Origin of the sequence: Prosthecobacter sp. (assembly GCF_044227185.1) — a bacterium.
GTDB lineage: Bacteria > Verrucomicrobiota > Verrucomicrobiia > Verrucomicrobiales > Verrucomicrobiaceae > Prosthecobacter.
Map to the genome: position 1 here is coordinate 1 of NZ_JBGAFO010000003.1, position 21,598 is coordinate 21,598.

The window sequence follows — 21,598 nt, forward strand, 5'->3', positions numbered from 1 at the left end:
GTTCCTGCTCGAAACCATCCAACGTTGGCAACGTCAGGTCCGACCATGAACATAAACTCTTCATCTCAACCGCCGGATGCGGAACCGCACGTCCGGTGGTGTGGGAGGACGGCGGGGGCAACCCCGCCTCCTACCCGATGCGCTGTGCGGCGGTTCAGAGTCCCAGCCAGTTTCGCATGTGTTTTTGCAGCATTGCCACATCGACGGCATGCAACCGGCCAACAATTTTGCGTACTAGCCGGTCTTCGATTGTGCAAATCTGTGATTTGATCCCGCACGGAACATTCAATCTGGCAGCCTGCCACGCAGCCAGAGGGAAATCGGCATTCGCGAGCTGCGAGGTAATCGGAACCACAAAAAGGTCACCTGGATATGATCCGCTTCCGATGACAACAGCCGGACGGACTTTCTGACTGCTCAGATCCGTGAACGGAATCGGCAGAAGGACGACATCATGACGCGAGCAGTTCATTGAAAACGTCGTCGGCATCGTTGTCCCACACCTTTTCTAGCTGACTTTGCGACTGTGAGAGCCATTCGGAACGCTCCGGGTCGTCGCCGAGGAGTTCCACGGCCACACGCACGCGGCTGTGTTCCGGCAACGGCAGCGGAGCCAGAAGCTGCAGCAGCCCGTTTTCGTAAATCGCTTCGACAGCGGTGCTCATGCCGGAAAGTAACAGCCGCCTGCAGAGATGCAAGCCACCCCCGCCGCACATTTTGTCCCCACAGCTTTCCTTGCATTCACCCCCCGCGCGGTGAACCGTTCACATCTTATGGCAAAGGTGACTCTCGGCCTGGTGCAAAGCCGGGCATTTTCAAGCAAGGAAGAAAGCGTGCAGCAGCATGAACGGCTCATCCGCGAGGCCGCGTCTCGTGGCGCGCAGATCGTCTGCCTCCAGGAGCTCTTCAACACCCCTTATTTCTGCATCACGCAGGACACCGAGCTCTTCAATCTCGCCGAGACCGTCCCCGGTCCCACCACGGACAAACTCGCCCCCCTCGCCAAAGAGCTTGGCGTCGTCATCATCGTCCCCCTCTTCGAAAAACGCGGCCCCGGCCTCTACCACAACACCGCCGCCGTCATCGATGCAGACGGCACCGTGCTCGGTAAATACCGCAAGATGCACATCCCCCAGGATCCCGGCTTCGAGGAGAAGTTCTACTTCACTCCCGGCGACCTCGGCTACCGCGTCTGGGACACCAAATTCGGCCGCATCGGCGTCCTCATCTGCTGGGACCAGTGGTACCCGGAAGCCGCCCGCATGACCGCCCTCATGGGCGCGGAGATCCTCTTCTACCCCACCGCCATCGGCTGGCTGCCTAGCGAGAAGGCAGAACTCGGCGCCGCCCAGCACTGTGCCTGGGAGACCGTCCAGCGCGGCCACGCCGTCGCCAATGGCTGCTTCCTCGCCGCCGTCAACCGCGTCGGCACCGAGCAGCAGAGCGAATTCTGGGGCCAGAGCTTCGTTGCAAATCCTTATGGAGAAATCGTTGCAAAGGCCTCCGTGAGCGATGAAGAGATTTTGATCGTGCCCTGCGATCTGTCTGCCGTGGAAAATTTCCGCCGCATCTGGCCGTTTTTCCGTGATCGCCGCATTGACACCTACGCTCCCCTGACCAAACGCTACATCGATGAGTAAAGCCTCCTATCCCCAAAACTACCGTCTGCCCGCCGAATTCGAGCCGCAGGAGGCGATCTGGCTTTCCTGGCCCTCCAACAAGGAAAGCTGCCCCAAAACCTACCACAAGCTTCAGGACAAGTTTGGCGAGATCGCCAGTGTCATCTCCCGCTACGAGCGCGTCCGCATCAATGCGCCCATGCTCAGCCACATGAACATCCGCCTCAGCATCGCCGACAACGAAGGCGATCTCTCCCAGGTGGACCTCTACGAGCATAACACCAACGACGTCTGGTGCCGCGACCACGGCCCCATCTTCATCAAGCACAACGAGACCGGCAAAGTCGCCATCACCGACTGGGAGTACAACGCCTGGGGCGGCAAGTTCCCGCCGTGGGATCTCGACAACGCCATCCCTGAGAAAGCCGCCGCCGCCCTCAAGATGGAGCGCTTCACCTCCAAGATGATCCTCGAAGGCGGTGCCATCGAAACCAACGGCAAAGGCACCCTCCTCACCACCGAGGCCGTCCTCCTCAATCCCAACCGCCACGGCGGCAAGCCCGGCAACAAGGCCGAAGTCGAGAAAGAGCTCAAGGCCATGCTCGGCGTCAAAGACATCGTCTGGTTCAAGAAAGGCATCGAAGGCGACGACACCGACGGCCACATCGACGACGTCGTGCGCTTCATCCGTGAAGACGCCGTCATCTGCATGGTCGAGCCCCGCGACTCCGACCCCAACCACAAGGTCCTCAAGGAAATCCGCGAGCGTCTCGACGACGTCAAAGCGCCCGATGGCGGCAAGCTTGAGATCATCGAGATCGAAATGCCCCAGGCCATCGAAATGAAGGACTGGCGCCTCAGCCGCCTGCCCGCCAGCTACGCGAATTTCCTGATCATGAACAACGCCGTGCTCGTCCCCCTCTTCGGTCACAAGAAGAAGGACGCCGCCGCTGAAGACAAGATCTCCGAATGCTTCCCCGGCCGTGAAATCATCTCCATGATGGCCAAGGACCTCGTCACCGAAGGTGGCGCGTTCCATTGCATCGCCATGCATCAGCCGAAGTAGCACCACGATCCATCGAAACGGGTTCATACTTCATCGCATCCGGCTCCCCGCCTCGGCGTGTCGCGGTTCGGCTCGGCAAAGCCGGTCGCGCTGTTTCGGCGTCAGCACTTGCGACGCTTAGTGGCGCTTCAATGATCCCGGATGGGATCACAGCCGGTAGCCAGGGATAAGCTCGCGAAGCGAGCGCCATCCCTGGATGGCCAGCGCCCACTCTGGAAGCTGGAAGCAAACCGGCGGCCTTCTTCGCGCGCCGCACCCTCCAGCAGCCTGCCCTTCGTAGCTTTAGTGAAGAACGGACGTCTCACCGTCCTGCCGCCGCAGGTCACGTCGCGTTGCCATTCACAGACACCTTCCACACGACGACGCGGCATAAAGAAAGCGGTTCAGTGGTTTATTGATTATCTACCACCCCGTAACAGAAGCTCAAAATTTCCATAATAAACATATTCGTTCGTAAATAAACCACTCGGAATTTACAAACACTTACTTGGGAGCCTCCTGGGCGTCTGGTACGTTCGGAGCTCTATGATGGCTCTACGAAATCAGGATGTCTCCAAATCAATTCGCCGCACCGGCGCTCTGCTGACGCTGCTTCTGGTTTCCGCCTGTGCTTTGCCTGACGAGGCCATGCAAAACTACGCCGCTGCCGGCAGGGTCAGTCAGTGGAGCGGCGTGCTGAATGCCCTGAGCAACGCCAGCATCAAACGTGCTGAAAGCGCCGGCAATGGCCCCCTCTACAATGGTGCCGCCTCCATGAATGTGCCGCGCCACGCCGGCTCCATCAATGACATCGCCCGTTTGTTTGCCGGCATGGACTCCTCCCACAGCCAGACGGCTGCGGTCGTCGCGCACAAGCAGCGCATGGACACCCTCTGGGCCACTCACGTCAACGCCTACCGCAATCCCCTCCAGTCCTGGGCCAGTTCAGAAATGGGCGACTTCAAGAACGCCAATGCCATGTTCTACCCCTTCAGCGGGCCGGACTTCCTATTCGCCAGCGCCCTCTTCCCCTCCGCGGAGACCTACGTGCTCGCAGGCCTGGAGCCTGCCGAGCCCCTGCCACGCCTCAGCGATCTCTCCCAGTCTGAGATCGACGCCGGCCTCACCGGCCTGCACCGCGCCTGCTACACCATCATGCACAGCGGCTACTTCATCACCACGGAGATGCGCAGCAGCCTGCAGGCCACCCGCTTTCGCGGTGTGCTGCCCATCCTCATGGCCTTCATGGCCCGCACCGGCCACACGGTGGAGTCCGTGGACACCGTGCGCCTCGACGGCTCCGGAAATGTCACCCTCTCCGGCTCCTCGGGAAACACCGGCCTCATGATCCGCTGCCGCAGCGGCTTTGGCGCCTCCAAGCGTGTGTTTTACTTCCGCCAGGACCTCTCCAATGGCGGCGTCAGCGCCGGCGGGCCCTTCCTCACCTTCGTCTCCCGTCTCGGCCGCGTCCCCGCCTTCCTGAAAAGCGCCTCCTACCTCATGCATGAAGGCGGCTTCTCCAACATCCGCGACTACCTCCTCCGCCACAGCAGCGCCATCGTGCAGGACCCCTCCGGCATTCCCTTCCGTGATTTCGGCCGCTACGGCTGGAATCTCTGGCTCTATGGCAACTACCGCGGCACCCTCAGCATCTTCTCCGGCTGCCAGCAGCCGGACCTCGTCGCCGCCTACTCCTCCGGCCGCTACCCCGTGAAGCCCCTGAACTTCGGCATCGGCTATCTCATCAATCCCCAGACCACCTCCCTCATGGTCGGCCGCCCCACCCGCTAAAGCCGGAAAGGCAGAGTTTCTTTTGGTTGACGCCTCCCAGTCCTCGGCTAGTGTCGCGCCCCAATTTTTCCCCCAGAACCCATCATGGCCACCATCTGTCAAATCACCGGCGTCGGCGTCACCCGCGGCCACCACATTCATCGCAGCGGTAAAGCCAAGAAAGAAGGCGGTATCGGTCGTCACATCACCAAGCGTGTGAAGCGCGTCATCCTGCCGAACCTCCGCACCAAGCGCATCTTCGTGCCTGAGCTCAACAAGTTCGTCGAAGTGAAGCTCACCGCCCGCGCGCTCAAGACCCTCGACAAGAACGGCGCCTACGCCACCCTGAAAAAAGCCGGCCTGATCTGATCGATCAGCCCTCCTTTTTCAACTCATCCCTTCCCAAGGCGGATCTGGCCACAGATCCGCCTTTTTCGTACAGTACTCATCTCGCTCCGCGAGATGAGCCCAGCGCTCCCGCCAAGCTCCAGCTCCTCCACCTCATTCCCGCGTTCCCTGAGGGAGAGAGGAGGGGAACGCCGATCACCCGCGCCACTCCCTAGCCTAGTGGTGCGCCGGCAGCGTCGTATGCCCCGGAATCCCCACCCCAGGCACCACGCCCGGGCTCGTGCCCGACTGTCCCAGCGGCCCAAAGATCACCGGCATGTTGTTGTTCAGATTCGTGTACCCCAGCGTTGGGCTCCAGCTCACCCCGGGGAAACCATAGAAGTTCAGCCCATGTCCCTGCGGCACATACACACCCCCGCTGCCCGCGCCGATCGAGCTGACCGTCGGGCTCCAGCCGCCCGTCCGCCAATAACCATGCCCATGGTGAAAGCCTCCCCCAAATCCGTACCCGGTGCCGATCTGCCCCAGCCCCAGCACCGGTGCCAGGCTGCGCATGTAGCCGCCATTGGGCTGCTGCACATACACCACCGGCTGCTGTGCCGCATAGCGTGCCTGCGCGGCGATCACCGCCTCCGCCAGCTTCGTCTCACGCTCACGCCGCGCCTGCTCCGCCGCCTTGCGTGCCTCCACCTGCTCCTTCTCATACGCCTCCGCTTTCACGGCATCAAAGCCCAGCGCATTGCGCATCGGCGCGGAGAGGTCTGAAAACAGCACCTTCGCCGTTCCGCGGCTGTGGGAAAACGACACCCCGTCCGGGTCCCGTTTGATGATCTTGCACCGCTCATAGACTTTCCCTTGCAGCGTTTCGATCGTGGTTGGCTCAAAGGCAGACGCCGCAACCGCAAGTCCCAATTGAATCGTGACAATCAGAAGTGAGAACGTTTTCATAATATTTGTGGATTTGACTCCAAAACGCGCTCAATGCCAGCTTTTATTGCTTCGGCTCTCCGAAGCAATCTTTCAATGATGATGATGGTGTCCCCCAAACCCTCCAAAGCCGCCACCACCACCCAGCCCCACTCCAATGTGGATGCCATGCCCCACATTCCAGTTGCCGATCACCGTCGGAGTATAGCCCCCGTAGTACCCGCCGTAGTACGGGTAGCCGCCATAGGAGTAGCCCCCGTAGTACGGGTAGCTGCCATACGAGTAGCCTCCGTAATAGGGATAGCTGTAGCCGATCCCGGAGTAATAGCCCGGATAGTACCCGCCGTAGTAGCCATACCCCAGCCGCGAGAAGCCGCTGTTGGTATAAGCCGTGCCTCCCATCGCCGGTCCTGTAATGGGTGTGCCCACCCACGACGGAGTTGTGGCCTGCGCATTCGCTGCTGGCGCAGCCGCGGCCGCTGCCGCCAGGCGGCTGGCAGTCGCCAGGTAGCTCGCCTCGGCCATCTTGGCCTCCATCAGCCGTTCCTGCATCACGATCTCCTTCTGCTTCTGCCGCTCCTGCTCCGCCTTGCGCAGCGCCGCCTGTTCCTTCTGGTACGCCGCCTCCGCCTTGGCGTCATAGTGGAACTCGCTCCGCAGGCTTTCAGGCAGGTTCGCATACGGAATCTTCGTCACCCCCTCCCGGTGCGTGAAGGTCACCCCGTCCGGATAGACATGCGAGAGCTGGCAGTCGAAGTACATCTTGCCGTCCCGGGTGGCAATGACGCCGTAGTTTTTCGGAGCGGCGCCCGCCGGCGCCACGCTGAGCAGCAGGGCAAGGAACAGAACGAGTCGTTTCATGAAAATGACCTCCAGACAGGAATGATGATGTCCAATTCTATGACAACGAAGGCCAGGCCCCCGTTGCACGTAAATTAAACGTCAAAACTCAAAAAACATTCATCCCAAGGCCTCACACCATCGGGCAGCTCAGCCAGAACGTCGTCGTGTTGTTCTCAGACGCCACCCCCAGCTGGATGTTCATCTGGTGGCTCAGCATCGCCGCAATCGTCAGCCCCAGGCCCAGATGATTGCTGTTCTTGGAACCATGGAACGGACGAAAAACCTCCTGAATCTTCTCCGGCGGGATCTGCGAGCCTGTGTTGCTCACCAGGATGTCCACCCGGCGTTGCTCGGCGGGGGTGATGGTTCCCGGCCCGCAAATCTTCAGCGCGCAGCGGCCACCACCCTTGGCGGCGGCTTCCGCCGCGTTTTTCAGCAGCTCGGTCAGGATGTCCTTGAACTTCGTCGGGTCCACCAGGATCGGCGGCAGCCCGGCCTGCACATCCGCCTCCAGTTGCACGCCCTCCTTTTGAAACGGCTCCATCACCGCGCCTTCAATGACGGGCAGGTACTCGTTCAGCCCCAGCGACTGCGGCGTGATCTTCGCGCAGCCGCCGGCGGAGCGGATCCGCTCGCTCAGGTTCGTCACGCCCACGGACGCCTCGCGGATGTGCTGCATGTTTTCGCTCACCCCCGGGTCCAGGTCGTCCGTCATCAAGATCAGGCTGCTGAAGCCCTGGATCACCGCCAGCAGGTTGTTCAGCTTGTGCGTCAGTCCGCGCAGCAGCTCCTGGTGGAAGCCTTCGCTGTGTTCTTGGCCGAGATTCAGGGTCGTGGGAAAATAAAACTGCATGGCGGAAAAGGGGGGCGTGGACAGGACGGAGTAATGCAGTCGGCCAGCGGCGGTGTAAACGCGAATTTGGCGACTTCTTCAGCGCGATACGCGATTCAGGGCAGGGCGGGCTGTCCTCAGTCCGCCGCAGGGCGTCGCCACGCTCGCTTCCCACAAATCAGCTTTCGGAATTTGCTGGAAAAACTGGCATCCCCGGCGGCGCCTCGCCACTATCGCGCTTCATGGCCCTTCTCGAAGTCAGACATCTCACCAAGCGCTGGCCCACCGGCCGCCTCGCGCTCGATGACGTCGGCTTTGAAGTCAGGGAAGGGGAGATCCTCGGCCTCCTCGGCCACAATGGCGCCGGCAAGAGCACCATCATGGGCATCACCCTCGGCATGGTGCGCCCGGACAAAGGTGAAGTCCGCATCGGCGGCCGCAGCGTCCAGACCCATCGCGGCGAGGCCCTCCGCCAGATCGGCGCCATCTATGAGGCCGCCATGTTTTACGACTACCTCAGCGGCTGGCAGAATCTCCGCGTGCTCTGCTCTCTCTCCGGCTGGTGGGATGAGGCGGAGGTGAAGCGCGTCGTTCAGATGGTCAATCTCTCCCGCGCCATCCAGCAGAAGACCTCCACCTACAGCCACGGCATGCGCCAGCGCCTCGCCCTCGCCCAGGCCCTGCTTCCCCAGCCCAAGATTCTCCTCCTCGACGAACCCACCGACGGCCTCGATCCCGAAGGCATACGCGAGTTTCGCGAGCTCATCCTCCACCTGCGCAAACACCACGGCATGACCATCATGCTCAACTCCCACCTCCTCGGCGAAGTCGAGCAGATGTGCGACCGCTGCGTCATCATCAAGGACGGCAGAAAAGTCTTCGAAGGCCCCGTCCCCTCGCAGGAAAAATCCCGCCGCATGTACCAGCTCGAAACCAATGACATCGGACTGGCCCGCGAAATGCTCGACCGCTGCGGCGCCGCCATGGACAAGCACGGCATCGTCGAAGTACCGCTCAACATGGAGCCGCATGAGCTCGTCGCCGCTCTCGTGAACGGCCGCGTGCAGGTCCATTCCTGGCAGCCCCACCGCCGCTCGCTCGAAGAATTCTACCTGGGCCTCTCCTCCCGATCATGACACTCTTCTTCCAGCAGTGGTATGGCGAGCTCCTGAAGCTCTTCGCACGCCGGCGCACCTACATCGGCTTCGGTGTCTTCATTGCCCTGGAGCTGCTCCTACTCATGCTCATCAAAAAATACGGCCTGGGTCCCATTGGGAAGGCCATCGTCGGTTCGGGGGAAAGCTTCGAGTACTACTTTTCCGCGCTCACCGTGGCCAGCACCATCATGGGCTTTGCCATCTTCCTGCTCGGTGCGTTGTTCCTCACCCTCGTCGCTGGTGACATCGTCGCCAAGGAAGGAGAGGACGGCCACATGCGCCTGCTGCTCGCGCGTCCCGTCAGCCGCTTCCGTCTCCTCCTGCTCAAATACCTCACCTGCTCCGGCTATGCATTTTTCCTCGTGCAGTTCTTTGCCTGGAGCTCCTTTGTGCTCGGTCTCATCCTGCGCGGCTGGGGCGGCGGCTATTTCGCCATCGTGCCTGAGGTCTCCGTCGTCGCATTCTATGACTGGGGCCCCGGACTTCAGCGCTACGCCTTGAGCTCGCTCTATCTCGGCGTCAGCATGACCGCCATCAGCAGCATCGCCTTTTTTCTTTCCTGCTTCCGCATCAAGCCCGCCGCCGCCACCATCGGCGCCCTCGCCTACATCCTGGTGGACTTCATCATGCGCACCAGCGGCTTCATGGAAAGCTACCAGCATCTCCTCGTCACCAAGCACATGGCCGCGTGGGGGCGCATCCTCGCCGAAACCATCGACTGGCCCCTCGTCCTGCGCGGCTACGCCGTCATCTTTGCCGTAAACATAACACTCTTCACCCTGGGCTACGCCGTATTTGAATCCAGAGACCTCAAATCATGAATGTCATCAACAACATCCGTCAGCTCCGCTCCTGGAGCACCATCAACAAAGGCACGCGCTGCGTCTTTGTGCCCACCATGGGGGCCTTGCATGACGGCCACGCCGCCCTCATCCGCGCCGCGCGCGACATCGCCGGCCAGAATGGAAACGTCGCCGTCAGCATCTTCGTCAATCCCCTCCAGTTCGGCCCCGGCGAAGATTTCAGCAAATACCCCCGCACCCTCATCGAGGACCTCTCCCTCTGCCGTGACAACGGCGCGGACATGATCTTCGCCCCCAAGGCCGATGAGCTCTACCCGCCGGACCGCAGCATCGTGCTCTACGAGACCAGCCTCTCCCAGCTCCTCTGCGGCGCCAGCCGCCCCGGCCACTTCGAAGGCGTCTGCACCATCGTCGCCAAGCTCTTCAATCTCGTCCAGTGCGACGACGCCGTCTTCGGCAAAAAAGACTACCAGCAGTTCGCCATCATCCGCCGCCTCGTGCGCGATCTCGATTTCAATGTCGTTCTCCACGGCGTCGAGACCGTGCGCGAGGCCGACGGCCTCGCCATGAGCAGCCGCAACCGCTACCTCAGCCCCGAAGAGCGCGCCCAGGCCCCCGCCATCCGCACCGCCCTCGTCGCCGCCCGTGACGCCTGGAAAAACGGCGAGCGCGATCCCTCCGCCCTCGAAAAACTCATCACCCGCACCATTCAGGAAAAAGCCCCCCTCGGCCGCATCGACTACGTCGCCGCCGCGGACGCCACCACCCTCCAGCCCCTCACCGCCACCACCGAGCTCGTCGTCATCGCCGCCGCCGTCTTCTTCGGCACCACCCGCCTCATCGACAACATCGAGCTGAAGTAAGCAGCGAATCGCTGAATAAGATGCACCTCAGTCCCATTCAGCAAAATCTCTGCCGCGTTCCCGTCGCCAGAATGACTGCTCCGGCATGGTCATGTTTTCCCAGCCAGACCTCTGCGTACGTCCATCCTCTGCGGTTTTCTCATTTCTCTTCTTCGCCAGGCGGCACACGCCCGGCGCAAATGAGTGGCTCTCCATTTCCGGCCATTCCTTTGTCCACCATTCCTTTGCCAAAAAACAGCACTCCCCCCTCCGCCACAAACGGCCCGAACATCCTTCCCTGCTGCTCCACGTTCCACCTTCCAGTACCCTTGAGTTAAGTTGCTCCGAGGTGTAAAGGCGGGCATTCTTGTTTGCCGCGCCTCCGTTCTCCATGTCCGAACTCCTCTCCAGCCACAGCGCCGAAGGCTACGATCTCGAAGTCGTCCGCCGTGTCTGGAGTCTCGCCCAGGTCATCCCTGGCAACGACCCCGAAGTCTGGCGCAAAGACGAGTTCGGCGCCTGGATTCACCGCGCTGACTACCGCAACCGCCACTCCGACTACGGCTGGGAGATCGCCGACTACGGCTACAGCCGCCGCAGCATGGGCCTCGCCTCCCTCCGCCCCATGCAGTGGCTCAACTACCTCGACTTCATGGTCGCCGCCCGCAATCAAGCCGTCGTCACCGCCGACGGCCTCCGCAACGCCCGCCGCCTTTTATAAAAAGTCCGGCGCATGAATTTTCGCCTCACCAAGTACGATCCGCGGTTCCGTCATGAAAACGGCTGTTACATGTCGGATGAGTGGACCAGCGTCAGTGATATCGGACGTGCCTTCAACGGGGTCATTCTGACTGCGGCGGAATATATGCGCATCGAGTCAGCCTATGTTGCAGCGATGATGAGTTTTTGTGCCGCATGCAATCTGGACGGCATGGTCATTGACTCACTGGAGATGAATGAGCCCGACTGGCGCAAAATGGATGCCGCACAAATTCCAGGCATGGTCTCCATTGATCGGGAACATGACATATCCGACGGCTTGTTTGTTTCGACGGCGTCCCTGGGTTCAGTCATACGTTCCGTCATGCGAGAGGAGATTTGGTGCAGGCTTTCCGGAGCTTTTGAATCCTACATCCACTTTGGATATGACTACTACAGCTACCTGGGTTCAGCGGTGCTGACGGACGGCTCATTCATGCAGGATCCGTTGCTCTTTCTCGAATCCTTCGAGTCACCTTACGAAAAAGAGCCGCACTCTCTGAGTTGAATCGAAGCAAGAGTGGCACACGACCTAAAGCAAAAATCTGACTGTCCTTGAGACACGGACTCTGCTCCCTCTGCCTCTCCGCCCCTCTGCGGCAAATCGAATGTCCTCTGGCTCGCCTTGTGGCATATTTCCATTCTTCGTACGTAGTTCGGGCTTCAGCCCGTTCTGGAACAATCCGCTTTACCTCATGCTTCCCGCCCTATCCAGCGCCGTATTGTAGTACCGGCTTCAGCCGGTCTGGAGATCGTTCACTCAACCATCACAACTCGCTGCGCCGCACACGCGCAAACCTCGCTCAAGACCCACGCCCCCGCACCTCCCCGAAAGTCCACGCCCTCCGCCCCGTTCATACAGCCATCCGCATGCTCCGCCTCGCCTCCATCACGCTGCTCGCTGCCACGCTTCACGCCGCCCCCACCGACTTCTCCCGCGACGTCTATCCCGTGCTCCAGCGCGCCTGCTTCGAATGCCACGGCCCTGAAAAACACAAAGCCGATCTCCGCCTCGACACCGCGTCCCCCCAGCACCTCAAAATCGGCCCCGATCTCCTCCGCCGCGTCGCCCTTCCCAAAGAAGACAAAGACGCCATGCCCAAGCGCGGCGACCGCCTCACCCCCGCCGAGATCGACCACCTCCGCGCCTGGATCACCGCCGGCGCTCAGTGGCCCGACAAGCTCGAAACCCTCAAGCACTGGAGCTACATCCCTCCCGTTCGCCCCGCCCTCCCCGCCGTCAAAAACCAGGCCTGGCCCAAAAACGAAATCGACCGCTTCATCCTCGCCAAACTCGAAGCCAATAACCTCACCCCATCCCCCTCCGCTTCCCCCGAAACTCTCATCCGCCGCCTCAGCCTCGACCTCACCGGCCTCCCCCCCACTCCCTCTGAGGTCGAAGCGTTCTCGAAAGCCTACATCCAGCATCCAGAATCTAGCATCGAGCATCTGGTGGATCGCCTCCTCGCTTCACCCCAGTTCGGCGTCCGCTGGGCCCGTCCCTGGCTCGATCTCGCCCGCTACGCCGACTCCCACGGCTTCCAGCGCGATGACCTCCGCGAAGTCTGGGCCTGGCGCGACTGGGTCGTGAACGCCCTCAATGCCAACATGCCCTTCGATCAGTTCACCCTCGAGCAGATCGCCGGCGATCTCCTCCCCAACGCCACGCCAGAGCAGATCATCGCCACCGGCTTCCACCGCTGCACTCCCACCAACGTCGAAGCCGGCACCGAGCCCGAGGAAAGCCGCATCAATCAAGTCATCGACCGCGTCAACACCACCGGCGCCGTCTGGCTCGGCACCACGCTCGAATGCGCCCAGTGTCACAATCACAAATACGACCCCATCACCCAGCGCGACTACTACTCCCTCCTCTCCTACTACAACAACACCGAGAAGGAAGCCGAGCGCACCAATCCCACCACCCCCGGCTCCATCCAGTTCAAAGGCTCCCCCTTTAAAATCAGCGACCCCGGCGGCGATGCCCAGCGCGCCCAGCTCGCCGCACAGATGAAGACCCTGGACGCCCAGATCGCCGCTTATCAAAAGCAGGTCGCCGGCACCGGCAAATCTTCCGGCAAAACCCCCTCCCCATCATCCGCCGTCAAACCTCTCAAGCCCACCGCCTTCATCACCGAGAGCGATGCCGAGTCCGAGCTCCAGCCCGATGGCAGCGTCCTCCTCACCGGCCCCGCACCCGAAAAAGACACCTACACCTTCGAGACCGAACTCGCCGCCGGAGAGCTCAGCGGCCTCATGCTCGAAACCCTCACCCACGCCTCCATCCCCGGCGATGGCCCCGGCCGCGGCGGTGTCAATCGCCCCAACTTCGTCCTTCACTCCTTCGACTGCACCCTCACCACGCCCGACGGCAAAACCCAGCCGCTGACCTTCAAGACCGCCTACGCCGACTACTCGCAGAAAGGTTACGAAGTCACCAGCCTCATCGCCAAGACCGGCAAATCCGCCTGGGCCATCGGCCAGCGTTTCCATGAGCCCCACTGGGCCGCCTTTGAACTCAAACAGCCCGTCGCTGTTCCCGCCGGCAGCAAGCTCAGCATCCACATGGCGCAGAATTACGGCGCCTCCCTCGTCATCGGCTGCCTGCGCATCTCCAGCATCACAGGCAGCGTCGCCGCCTGCCTCCCCGAAATCGAAGAACCCGAGGCCGCTCCCGTGGTCGCTAAAAAGAATCGCAAAGGCAAGGCCGCCCCCGCGCCCCTCTCCAAAGACCCCGCGCTCGCCAGGCTCGAAAAGCAGAAGGTCGCCCTGCAAAAACAAATCACCGCCGCCGCCGCGCCCACCACCGAAATCATGCGCGAGCTCCCCCAGCCGCGCATGAGCACCATTTTCAAACGCGGTGTGTACACAGATCCCGCCGATCCCGTCACCTCCGCTGTCCCCGCCATCTTCAACACCCAGCCCGCCGGTCCGCCCAACCGCATCACCCTCGCCAAATGGCTCGTTTCTCGTGACAACCCCCTCGTCGCCCGCGTCACCGTCAATCGCTGGTGGGCCGAGCTCATGGGGCAGGGGATCGTCACCACCCTCGAAGACTTCGGCATCAAAGGCGCCCCACCCACCCATCCCGAACTCCTCGACTGGCTCGCCACCGAATTCGCCGACTCCCACTGGAACATGAAGCACATGATCAAGAAGATCGTCATGAGCGCCACCTACCAGCAGAGCAGCACCATTTATAATTTGCGATTTACGATTGATGATTTGGCCAAACAACCCCCGTCTCCGTCTCAGGCAACGCCTCCGGCTCAGGAAATCATAAATCATAAATCAAAAATCATAAATCCTGCCTTCTCCCTAGATCCCTCCAATTCGCTCTACTGGCACAGCCCTCGTTTCCGCCTCGACGCCGAAACCATCCGCGACAACGCTCTCGCCATCGCCGGCCTTCTCAATCTCAAACAAGGCGGCGCCCCCATCCGTCCGCCGCAGCCCGACGGCCTCTGGCAGAAAGTCGGCGGCCAGCAGTACAACTACGCCGTCAGCCCCGGTGCCGAGCAGTACCGCCGCGGTCTCTACGTCGTGCTGAAGCGCGGCTCGCCCTACCCCAGCTTCATGAATTTCGACGCCAGCGCCCGCATGGCCTGCGTCGTCCGCCGCTCCCGCAGCAACACCCCCCTGCAGGCCCTCACCCTGCTCAATGACCCCGTGTATGTGGGCGCCACCCAGGCCTTCGCCAAACGCATCGTGAGCGAATCCCCCAGCACCGATCTCGACTCCCGCCTCCAGCACGCCTTCCGCCTCGCCCTCGCCCGCGCACCCCAGCCGCAGGAACTCCACGTCCTCAAAACCCTCTGGGAAACCCAGTTCGAATCCGCCAAAGCAGATGCCAAGGCCACCAAAGAACTCAGCACCGGCGTGGACCTCCCCAAAAACCTCCCCCCCGCCGAATTCGCCGCCTGGTACGCCGTCGCCAGCGCCATTCTCAACCTCGACGAATGCATCACCAAAGGCTGATGCCGGGCCCAATGCCCCTCTCAAGGTCTGAAGGCATCGAGTGACCCAGCGCCGTCTTGTAGTCCCAGCTTCAGCCGGTTCCGGTTCTGGAACCGTTTTTGCGCCCCTGATCTGCAAGCGGCCCAAACCACCGGCTCAAAAACGCCACAGAACTCCGCAGGTGCGCCAGCAAAGTGGTTCGCACAGTCTCTGTGCGTCGCTCCGCAATCTCACTCAATTCCGCGCCTCCCCCAAGCCCCAGGTGATGCGTCCCTAATGCCCTGCTCAACGGCATTGGATGACTTGGAGGATACCCGTCAGCACATCCGCCCCATCCTTTTCCACAGAGGCGCGCCATTTCCGTCCCTTCGGTCCTTTTCGTCCTTCTGCAGCCCCCTGGTGTCCTCCTCCGCTCTTCACGCATAAACCCAAAGCCAAAGCCAAATCACCTTTCGCCAAGAATAGTCTGGTGATGGCGTTGTTTGTGCGGCTATTTTCCCACCGCAATGTCTCCCAATGCACCCACATCCTGCCCGCACTGCTCTTCGGATGAGAAGAAGCCGCCGGCCCCTGTGAAGGAGACGCTGCCGCCTGCGCCCTACATCTGCCCCATGTGCGAAGGCGTCCGCTCCGACAAGCCCGGGCCCTGCCCCCAGTGCGGCATGGCCTTGGAAAAAAACCCGCTCGCCCACCGCAATGAGCCCGAATGCTGCGGCGACGGCGGCGAGGACGAAGTGCGCGACCTCTGGTGGCGCGTGCGCTGGAGCGCCGCCATGACCGTCCCCGTGCTCCTGCTCTCCATGGGCATGGATCTCCCCGTCATTCGCGACATCCCTCACGACGCCTCCGGCTGGATGCAGTTCGTCTGGGCCACGCCCGTGGTCTTCTGGGTCGGCTGGCCGTTGATGATGCGCTTTGCCAGTTCGCTGCGCACCCTGCGCTTCAACATGTTCACCCTCATCGGCCTCGGCGTGCTCGCCGCCTGGGCTTGCAGCACCGTCGCCCTGGCGGCACCGCACTGGCTGCCCCACCAGGCCGGCCATGCAGGCATGGTGCTGTATTTCGAAAGCGCCGCCGTCATCACCGTCCTCGTCCTCCTCGGCCAGCTCCTTGAGCTCCGCGCCCGCACGGCCACCGGCTCCGCCATTCGCGCCTTGATGAATCTCGCGCCCAAGACCGCACTGCTCGTGCGCGATGGCGAGGAAATCGAAACGCCCGTGGACGACATCCAGATTGGCGATGTCCTCCGCCTCAAACCCGGCGCGCGCATCCCCGTCGATGGCACCGTCACCGAAGGCAGTTCCACCGTCGATGAGTCCATGCTCACCGGCGAGTCCATGCCGCAAAAGAAAGAAGCAAATGCTTCAGTCACCGGCGGCACCGTCAATGGCGCCGGCACCTTCCTCATGCGTGCGGAGCGCGTCGGCGCAAACACCATGCTCAGCCAGATCGTGGAGCTGACCGCCGCCGCGCAGGCCAGCCGCGCGCCCGTTCAGCGTCTCGCGGACCGCGTCTCGGCCTGGTTTGTGCCTGCCGTCGTCGGTGTCGCGCTGCTCACCTTCCTCCTCTGGTGGCGCTTTGGTCCCCAGCCCTCCTTTGCCTTCGCCGTGGTCAATGCGGTGGCCGTCCTCATCATCGCCTGCCCCTGCGCCCTCGGTCTCGCCACCCCCATGGCCGTCACCGTCGGCCTCGGCCGCGGCGCCCAGCTCGGCGTTCTCATCAAAGACGCCGGGACCCTGGAGCGCCTCCACGACATCGACATCCTCATGCTCGACAAAACCGGCACGCTCACCGAAGGCAAACCTTCCGTCGCCGAAGTCTTCCCGCTGCCCGGCCTTTCCGCCCGCGATCTCCTCGCCTGCGCCGCCGCCGTCGAGGCCATGAGCGAGCACCCCATCGCCACCGCCATCGTCACCGCCGCCAGGGAGCGCAACATCCCGCTGGCCACCGTCACGGATTTCCAGGCCGTCACCGGCGGCGGCGTGCTCGGGAACGTGGGTGAAAACGAAGTCTTCGTCGGCCAGGAGTCCTTCTTGAAAAAGAACGGCGTCTTCATCAGCGCGGAGTGCCATTCCCACTCCATGAAAATGCAGGCGGAAGGCTGCACCGTCGTCGTCGTCGTGCTCAATGAAAAGCCCCTCGGCCTCATCGCCATCAAGGACAAGATCAAAGACTCCGCCCCCTCCGCCATCACCGCCCTTCACGCTCTCGGCTTAAAGCTCCAGATGATCACCGGAGACGCCCTCGCCACCGCCCAGCGCGTCGCCAAAGACCTCAGCATCGACGAAGTCGCCGCCGAAGTCTCCCCCAAGGAAAAGCTCCTCCACGTCTATCAGGCCCGGGGCAAAGACCGCCACGTCGCCTTCGCCGGAGACGGCATCAATGACGCCCCCGCTCTCGCCGCCGCGGATGTCGGCATCGCCATGGGCACCGGCACGGACGTCGCCATTCAGAGCGCCCCCGTCACGCTGGTGAAGGGGGACCTCCGCGCCCTCCACCAGGCCTTCGCCCTCAGCCACGCCACCTTGAAGGTCATCCGTCAGAATCTCATGTTCGCCTTTGTTTACAATGGCCTGGGCATTCCCGTGGCCGCCGGCATCCTTTATCCCTTCACCGGCTGGCTGCTTAATCCCATGATCGCCAGCGTGGCCATGTCTCTCAGCAGCGTCTCCGTGATTTTGAACAGTCTGCGCCTGCGGCGGTTCCAGTGACATGTCTCACATTTATGCCCCGCTGGCATCACAAGGCTTGCCCGTGCTCCCGTTCTCTGAAACATTTCCCATTATTCCCTTTTTCCCGTGAATCCTGATCCGGCCAAGCCAGCACCGCATTCCCCTTCCGGCGACGATGCCAAATTCATGTCCCCCGAAGAGACTCCCACGGGAATGACCACCCTCGGCCCGGAGGATGTCACCATCGCGGTTCCCCACGTCAAGCCCTCCAGGCCCGTCACCTCTTCCTCGGCCCCCACACCGCCTTCAGACGAGCCGGCCTCCGCCACCAGCATGATCACGCTGGGCCCTGAGGACCAGACCATCGCCATCCCAAACCCCAGCCGCACTCTGCCTGCGGCCACCATGGGCTCCACCCCTCCCCCGTCATCCCGCATGGATACGGGCAGCCTCACCCTCGGGCCGGAAGATCAGACCATTGCCATCCCCACCGGCAAGCCGGGCACGCTGCCCGGTGCCGCCACCCTTCACAGCCACGGCAGCCTCCCTGCCGCCACCGCGGGCTCCATGGCCTCCATGGGCACCACTTCCAAGCCGCGCTCCCACATGGAGTCTCTCACCGGCAATGACGGCTGGATCGGCGACCGCTACCGCCTTCTCGACAAGCTGGGCGAAGGCGGCTTCGGCGTCGTCTATCGCGCCGAGCAGGTGAAACCCATCCACCGCATCGTCGCCATCAAGATCGTCAAGGCAGGCGTCACCTCCCAGGACATCCTCGGCCGCTTCGCCATCGAGCAGCGCACCCTCGCCATCATGGAGCACCCAAACATCGCCCGCATCCTCGATGCCGGCGAGACGGACATCGGCGCTCCCTATTTCGTCATGGAGATGGTCAAGGGCCGCTCCATCACCAGCTACTGCAAGCAGAACGATCTCAACCTCCGCCAGCGCCTCGCCCTCTTCATCCCCGTCTGCCGCGCGGTGAACCACGCCCATCAGAAAGGCATCATCCATCGCGACATCAAGCCCGGCAACATCATGGTCATGGACGAAGCCGGCAAGGCCGTCCCCAAGGTCATCGACTTCGGCATCGCCAAAGTCCTCGAAGGCGAAGGCTCCGGCCACACCATCGCCACCGGCGTCGATCAGCTCGTCGGCACCCCCGGCTACATCAGCCCGGAGCAGATTGAAAATGGCAGCTCCCATGTGGACACCCGCTCAGACGTCTATGCCCTCGGCGGCGTCTTCTTCGAGCTCGTCTGCGGCCGCGCCCTCATCACTCCGGCGGACATCGCCGCAAAGCCCATCCACATCCTCCTCCGCGATCTCGCCGAAAAAGACCCGCCCAAGCCCTCCACCATCGAGCCCGCCGTCCAGGGAGATCTCGACTGGATCGCCCTCAAGGCCCTCGAGCGCGATCCCAACCGCCGCTACGGCAGCGCCGACGATCTCGCAGACGACATCACCCGCTACCTCAGCTTCGAGCCCATCACCGCGCGTCCGCCCAGCAGGCGTTATCTCATCACCAAGTTCGTCCGCCGCCATCGCGTCGGCGTCGCCGCCGCCATCGCCATCTCCCTCGCCGTCCTCATCGGCGGCATCACCAGCACCGCCCTCTACTTCAAAGCCGAGCGCAACCGCATCGAAGCCGAGCTCGGCCGCGAAAATCTCCGCAAGTCCTTCAGCCGTTCAGACGAGCACATGGCCCGTCAGTTCACCGAGCGCGGCCAGTACAATGACGCCGTGGCCTACCTCGCCCGCTCCCTGCGCACGGATCCCTCCAACGAACTCTCCTCCACCAACCTCCTCTCCCTCCTCGCCAACGTCCACCTCATCCGCCCGGACACCGCCCCGCTCGCCCTCCCGGAAGGCGCCAAAGACGCCGCCAAGGTGGCCGTCAGCCACGAGACCGGCAAGGCCATGGCGGCCAGCTTCATCCACCCTAAAACCAAGACGGCCCCGGGTGCGGTGCCTCCGCCCCGCCGCCAGGTCATTTCCACCTGGGACATGAAAACCGGCCAGCGCACGGATCATCCCGTTCCCCCCGGAGTGGAGGTCACCTGCCTCGATGTCACGCCAGACGGCCAGCAGGTCGTCGTCGCGCGTGACGACGGCAACGTGGAGCTCTGGACCCTCAAGGACGGCAAACGCCGCAGCCTCCAGCCCCGCATGCCCAGCCTCGTCACCTGCATCGCATTCTCCGGCAACGGCGCCAAGCTGCTCGCCGGCAGTGAAATCGACAAGGACGGCATGGGCTCCATTCAGCTCTGGGACCTGCGCAATCCCCAGGAACCCGCACGGGTGATGAAACAAAAGGGCGTCGTCAGTGAGATCGTCGTGGACAACGACGGCATCTTTGCCGCCTCCATCTTCGGTGGCGACCCCATCGATCCGGCGGGCCCCGATGGCGCTGCCACCACCTGGGATCTGCGTCTCGGCCAGTCCATCGGCGATCCCATCGAGGTGGACAAAGGCCTCCTCCATGTCGCCATCGAACCCCGCAAGGAGCTCATCGCCCTCGGCATGAAAAAAGGCGAGGTCTTCATCGGCAGCTTCCGCAACGGCGGCGAAGTCCTCCCCCCGCTCTCCCATCCTTCCGCGGTGACCTCCCTCGCCTTCAGCGCGGATGGCGGCTCCATCGTTGTCGGTGATGGCGGCGGTTACGTGAACGTCTGGGATCTCAATGACGGCAAGCTTCTCTTCCCCACTCGCGGGCATGACGGCGAAATCCTCAAGGCCATGCCGGCGGCGGACACCAGCCTCCTCACCACCATCTCACGACATGGCGATGTCAGCGTCTTTGACATGCAGACCGGCGCCCTTCTTTCCTACCACATCGAGAACACCATCACCGACGCCAAATTCACCCGCGACGGCTCCCTCCTCATCGTCGCTCCCGCCGGCATCCCGTCGGTGCAGGTCTGGAACATCCATGAGCGCATGTCAGAGCGCAAGTTCGTCGATGTCCTCGACAAAAACCTCATCACCCGCATCAAAGGTCCGGACAACTCACCCGAGCAGTTGCGCCGGTCGGACGCCGGCGGCGCCAACCGCCAAAAATCCATGTACGCCGCCGCGGACCCGGACGGCACCGTCTTCATCTACGACGCCAAAACCCTCAAGCCCGTCGGCAAGCCCATCCTCCACCCCCCGGCCGTCGGTGCCGTCACCCTCACCCAGGATGAAAAGCTCCTCGTCACCTCCGGGCGCGACCGCGCCGTTCGCGTCTGGGACATCGCCACCCGCCAGAACATCATCACCATGCAGCACGACTCCTACGTGCCCGTCATCGCCCTCAGCCCCGACGACCAGCGCCTCGTCACCGTGACGGACGATGGCGAAATGCGCGTCTGGGACCTCCACACAGGAAACTGCCTCACTCCCGCCATCCGCAACACCCCCCGCAGCAGCATTGATGAGGAAGGCATCGTCGTCGCGCGCGTTTCGGATGACGGTGCCAGCGTGCTCTTCCGCGTCTCCGGCCACGGCTTTTTCAAGGCCGACATGCCGCCCCGCGGCGCCGTCCTGCCAGAGTGGTTCCTCAGGCTCGCGGAAGGACTCGCCCGCCTCCGCCTCACCCCCACCGGCAACATCGAGGAAGTCCCCCTCGACGACTACGAGGCCGCCGTCGCCGCCATCCCCAAGACCCCCGCCAAAGGCGAAGAAACCGCCCACACCTGGGCCCGCTGGCTCCTCGCCCCCGCCCCCACCCGCCCCCTCTCCCCCTTCGAGAAGCAATCCTTCGACGATTACCTCGCCTCCCTCAAAAGCCAGGGCTCCCCCGCCGCCGCCCGCGAACTCCTCCGCTTCCGCCCCCAGGACAAAGACGCCGCCACCCGCGCCAAACTCCTCATCCCCACCCCGCCCAAATAGCCCACCGCGCGCCAGCTCCGTACAGTACTCATCTCGCTCCGCCGAGATGAGCCCACCGCCCCCGCAAGCTCGCACCACTCCCACGTCACCCCCTGTAAAATGGGCGTGGCCGCAGCCCGCCAGTCTCCCAGCGCGCGCTTCTCGTCAAAAT

17 protein-coding genes are annotated in these 21,598 nt (G+C 62.7%); 12 read left to right on the top strand and 5 right to left on the bottom strand.

Annotated features, from left to right (window positions below; genetic code table 11):
• Positions 1–154: 154 nt before the first annotated feature.
• Complete coding sequence (locus ACILSQ_RS07710) at positions 155–490, bottom strand: type II toxin-antitoxin system PemK/MazF family toxin (protein ID WP_395743019.1); 336 nt, start codon at positions 488–490, stop codon at positions 155–157.
• Complete coding sequence (locus tag ACILSQ_RS07715) at positions 453–665, bottom strand: antitoxin AF2212-like protein (RefSeq protein WP_395743020.1); 213 nt, start codon at positions 663–665, stop codon at positions 453–455. Before ACILSQ_RS07715 ends, ACILSQ_RS07710 begins: the two co-directional genes overlap by 38 nt.
• Before the next feature lie 108 nt (positions 666–773).
• Between ACILSQ_RS07715 and ACILSQ_RS07720 the strand changes: the two genes are divergently transcribed.
• The 4 genes from ACILSQ_RS07720 (at position 774) to rpmB (ending at position 4,803) form a co-directional block, all read left to right on the top strand.
• A complete protein-coding gene (locus ACILSQ_RS07720; RefSeq protein ID WP_395743021.1) occupies positions 774–1,640 on the top strand; it encodes a carbon-nitrogen hydrolase in 867 nt (288 codons plus the stop codon).
• A complete protein-coding gene (locus tag ACILSQ_RS07725; protein WP_395743022.1) occupies positions 1,633–2,685 on the top strand; it encodes an agmatine/peptidylarginine deiminase in 1,053 nt (350 codons plus the stop codon). The genes ACILSQ_RS07720 and ACILSQ_RS07725 overlap by 8 nt, the downstream gene beginning before the upstream one ends.
• 525 nt (positions 2,686–3,210) lie before the next feature.
• The gene (locus tag ACILSQ_RS07730; protein ID WP_395743023.1) at positions 3,211–4,455 is read left to right on the top strand and encodes a hypothetical protein; all 1,245 of its coding nucleotides are present in this window, start codon (positions 3,211–3,213) and stop codon (positions 4,453–4,455) included.
• An 84-nt stretch (positions 4,456–4,539) separates the two neighbouring features.
• On the top strand, positions 4,540–4,803 hold the full coding sequence (rpmB, locus tag ACILSQ_RS07735; RefSeq protein WP_395743024.1) for a 50S ribosomal protein L28: 264 nt from the start codon (positions 4,540–4,542) through the stop codon (positions 4,801–4,803).
• A gap of 195 nt (positions 4,804–4,998) precedes the next feature.
• Here the strand turns inward: rpmB and ACILSQ_RS07740 are convergent, their stop codons facing one another.
• The 3 genes from ACILSQ_RS07740 to ACILSQ_RS07750 all read right to left on the bottom strand — a co-directional run bounded on the left by ACILSQ_RS07740 (position 4,999) and on the right by ACILSQ_RS07750 (position 7,405).
• Entirely contained in the window at positions 4,999–5,730 is a 732-nt protein-coding gene (locus ACILSQ_RS07740; protein WP_395743025.1) for a hypothetical protein, read from the bottom strand.
• Positions 5,731–5,802: 72 nt separating this feature from the next.
• Positions 5,803–6,570, bottom strand: a complete 768-nt coding sequence (locus ACILSQ_RS07745; RefSeq protein WP_395743026.1) for a hypothetical protein — start codon at positions 6,568–6,570, stop codon at positions 5,803–5,805.
• Between the two features lie 112 nt (positions 6,571–6,682).
• Positions 6,683–7,405 (bottom strand): sensor histidine kinase, encoded by a 723-nt coding sequence (locus ACILSQ_RS07750; protein ID WP_395743027.1) that lies wholly within the window; start codon positions 7,403–7,405, stop codon positions 6,683–6,685.
• Between the two features lie 221 nt (positions 7,406–7,626).
• On the opposite strand from ACILSQ_RS07750, the gene ACILSQ_RS07755 reads away from it, so the two are divergent.
• The 8 genes from ACILSQ_RS07755 (at position 7,627) to ACILSQ_RS07790 (ending at position 21,447) form a co-directional block, all read left to right on the top strand.
• Positions 7,627–8,520, top strand: coding sequence for an ABC transporter ATP-binding protein (locus tag ACILSQ_RS07755; protein WP_395743028.1), 894 nt, complete (start codon positions 7,627–7,629; stop codon positions 8,518–8,520).
• A complete protein-coding gene (locus ACILSQ_RS07760; RefSeq protein ID WP_395743029.1) occupies positions 8,517–9,362 on the top strand; it encodes an ABC transporter permease in 846 nt (281 codons plus the stop codon). The genes ACILSQ_RS07755 and ACILSQ_RS07760 overlap by 4 nt, the downstream gene beginning before the upstream one ends.
• The gene (gene panC / locus ACILSQ_RS07765; protein ID WP_395743030.1) at positions 9,359–10,207 is read left to right on the top strand and encodes a pantoate--beta-alanine ligase; all 849 of its coding nucleotides are present in this window, start codon (positions 9,359–9,361) and stop codon (positions 10,205–10,207) included. Before ACILSQ_RS07760 ends, panC begins: the two co-directional genes overlap by 4 nt.
• A 370-nt stretch (positions 10,208–10,577) precedes the next feature.
• Entirely contained in the window at positions 10,578–10,907 is a 330-nt protein-coding gene (locus ACILSQ_RS07770; RefSeq protein WP_395743031.1) for a hypothetical protein, read from the top strand.
• Positions 10,908–10,919: 12 nt separating this feature from the next.
• Positions 10,920–11,453, top strand: coding sequence for a hypothetical protein (locus ACILSQ_RS07775; protein WP_395743032.1), 534 nt, complete (start codon positions 10,920–10,922; stop codon positions 11,451–11,453).
• A gap of 362 nt (positions 11,454–11,815) precedes the next feature.
• A complete protein-coding gene (locus ACILSQ_RS07780; protein ID WP_395743033.1) occupies positions 11,816–14,923 on the top strand; it encodes a DUF1553 domain-containing protein in 3,108 nt (1,035 codons plus the stop codon).
• 485 nt (positions 14,924–15,408) lie between these two features.
• Positions 15,409–17,613 carry a copper-transporting P-type ATPase gene (locus tag ACILSQ_RS07785; RefSeq protein WP_395743034.1) on the top strand — a complete coding sequence of 735 codons (2,205 nt, stop codon included), beginning with the start codon at positions 15,409–15,411 and terminating at the stop codon, positions 17,611–17,613.
• 87 nt (positions 17,614–17,700) lie between these two features.
• Complete coding sequence (locus tag ACILSQ_RS07790) at positions 17,701–21,447, top strand: protein kinase domain-containing protein (RefSeq protein ID WP_395743035.1); 3,747 nt, start codon at positions 17,701–17,703, stop codon at positions 21,445–21,447.
• The last annotated feature ends 151 nt before the right edge of the window (positions 21,448–21,598 follow it).

Coding starts and splice junctions, on each gene's coding strand:
- ACILSQ_RS07780 (WP_395743033.1), top strand. CDS start 11,816: ATGCTCCGCCTCGCCTCCATCACGCTGCTCGCTGCCACGCTTCACGCC.
- ACILSQ_RS07720 (WP_395743021.1), top strand. CDS start 774: ATGGCAAAGGTGACTCTCGGCCTGGTGCAAAGCCGGGCATTTTCAAGC.
- ACILSQ_RS07785 (WP_395743034.1), top strand. CDS start 15,409: ATGTCTCCCAATGCACCCACATCCTGCCCGCACTGCTCTTCGGATGAG.
- ACILSQ_RS07710 (WP_395743019.1), bottom strand. CDS start 490: ATGCCGACGACGTTTTCAATGAACTGCTCGCGTCATGATGTCGTCCTT.
- ACILSQ_RS07760 (WP_395743029.1), top strand. CDS start 8,517: ATGACACTCTTCTTCCAGCAGTGGTATGGCGAGCTCCTGAAGCTCTTC.
- ACILSQ_RS07745 (WP_395743026.1), bottom strand. CDS start 6,570: ATGAAACGACTCGTTCTGTTCCTTGCCCTGCTGCTCAGCGTGGCGCCG.
- ACILSQ_RS07725 (WP_395743022.1), top strand. CDS start 1,633: ATGAGTAAAGCCTCCTATCCCCAAAACTACCGTCTGCCCGCCGAATTC.
- ACILSQ_RS07730 (WP_395743023.1), top strand. CDS start 3,211: ATGATGGCTCTACGAAATCAGGATGTCTCCAAATCAATTCGCCGCACC.
- panC (WP_395743030.1), top strand. CDS start 9,359: ATGAATGTCATCAACAACATCCGTCAGCTCCGCTCCTGGAGCACCATC.
- ACILSQ_RS07755 (WP_395743028.1), top strand. CDS start 7,627: ATGGCCCTTCTCGAAGTCAGACATCTCACCAAGCGCTGGCCCACCGGC.
- rpmB (WP_395743024.1), top strand. CDS start 4,540: ATGGCCACCATCTGTCAAATCACCGGCGTCGGCGTCACCCGCGGCCAC.
- ACILSQ_RS07715 (WP_395743020.1), bottom strand. CDS start 665: ATGAGCACCGCTGTCGAAGCGATTTACGAAAACGGGCTGCTGCAGCTT.
- ACILSQ_RS07750 (WP_395743027.1), bottom strand. CDS start 7,405: ATGCAGTTTTATTTTCCCACGACCCTGAATCTCGGCCAAGAACACAGC.
- ACILSQ_RS07770 (WP_395743031.1), top strand. CDS start 10,578: ATGTCCGAACTCCTCTCCAGCCACAGCGCCGAAGGCTACGATCTCGAA.
- ACILSQ_RS07740 (WP_395743025.1), bottom strand. CDS start 5,730: ATGAAAACGTTCTCACTTCTGATTGTCACGATTCAATTGGGACTTGCG.
- ACILSQ_RS07775 (WP_395743032.1), top strand. CDS start 10,920: ATGAATTTTCGCCTCACCAAGTACGATCCGCGGTTCCGTCATGAAAAC.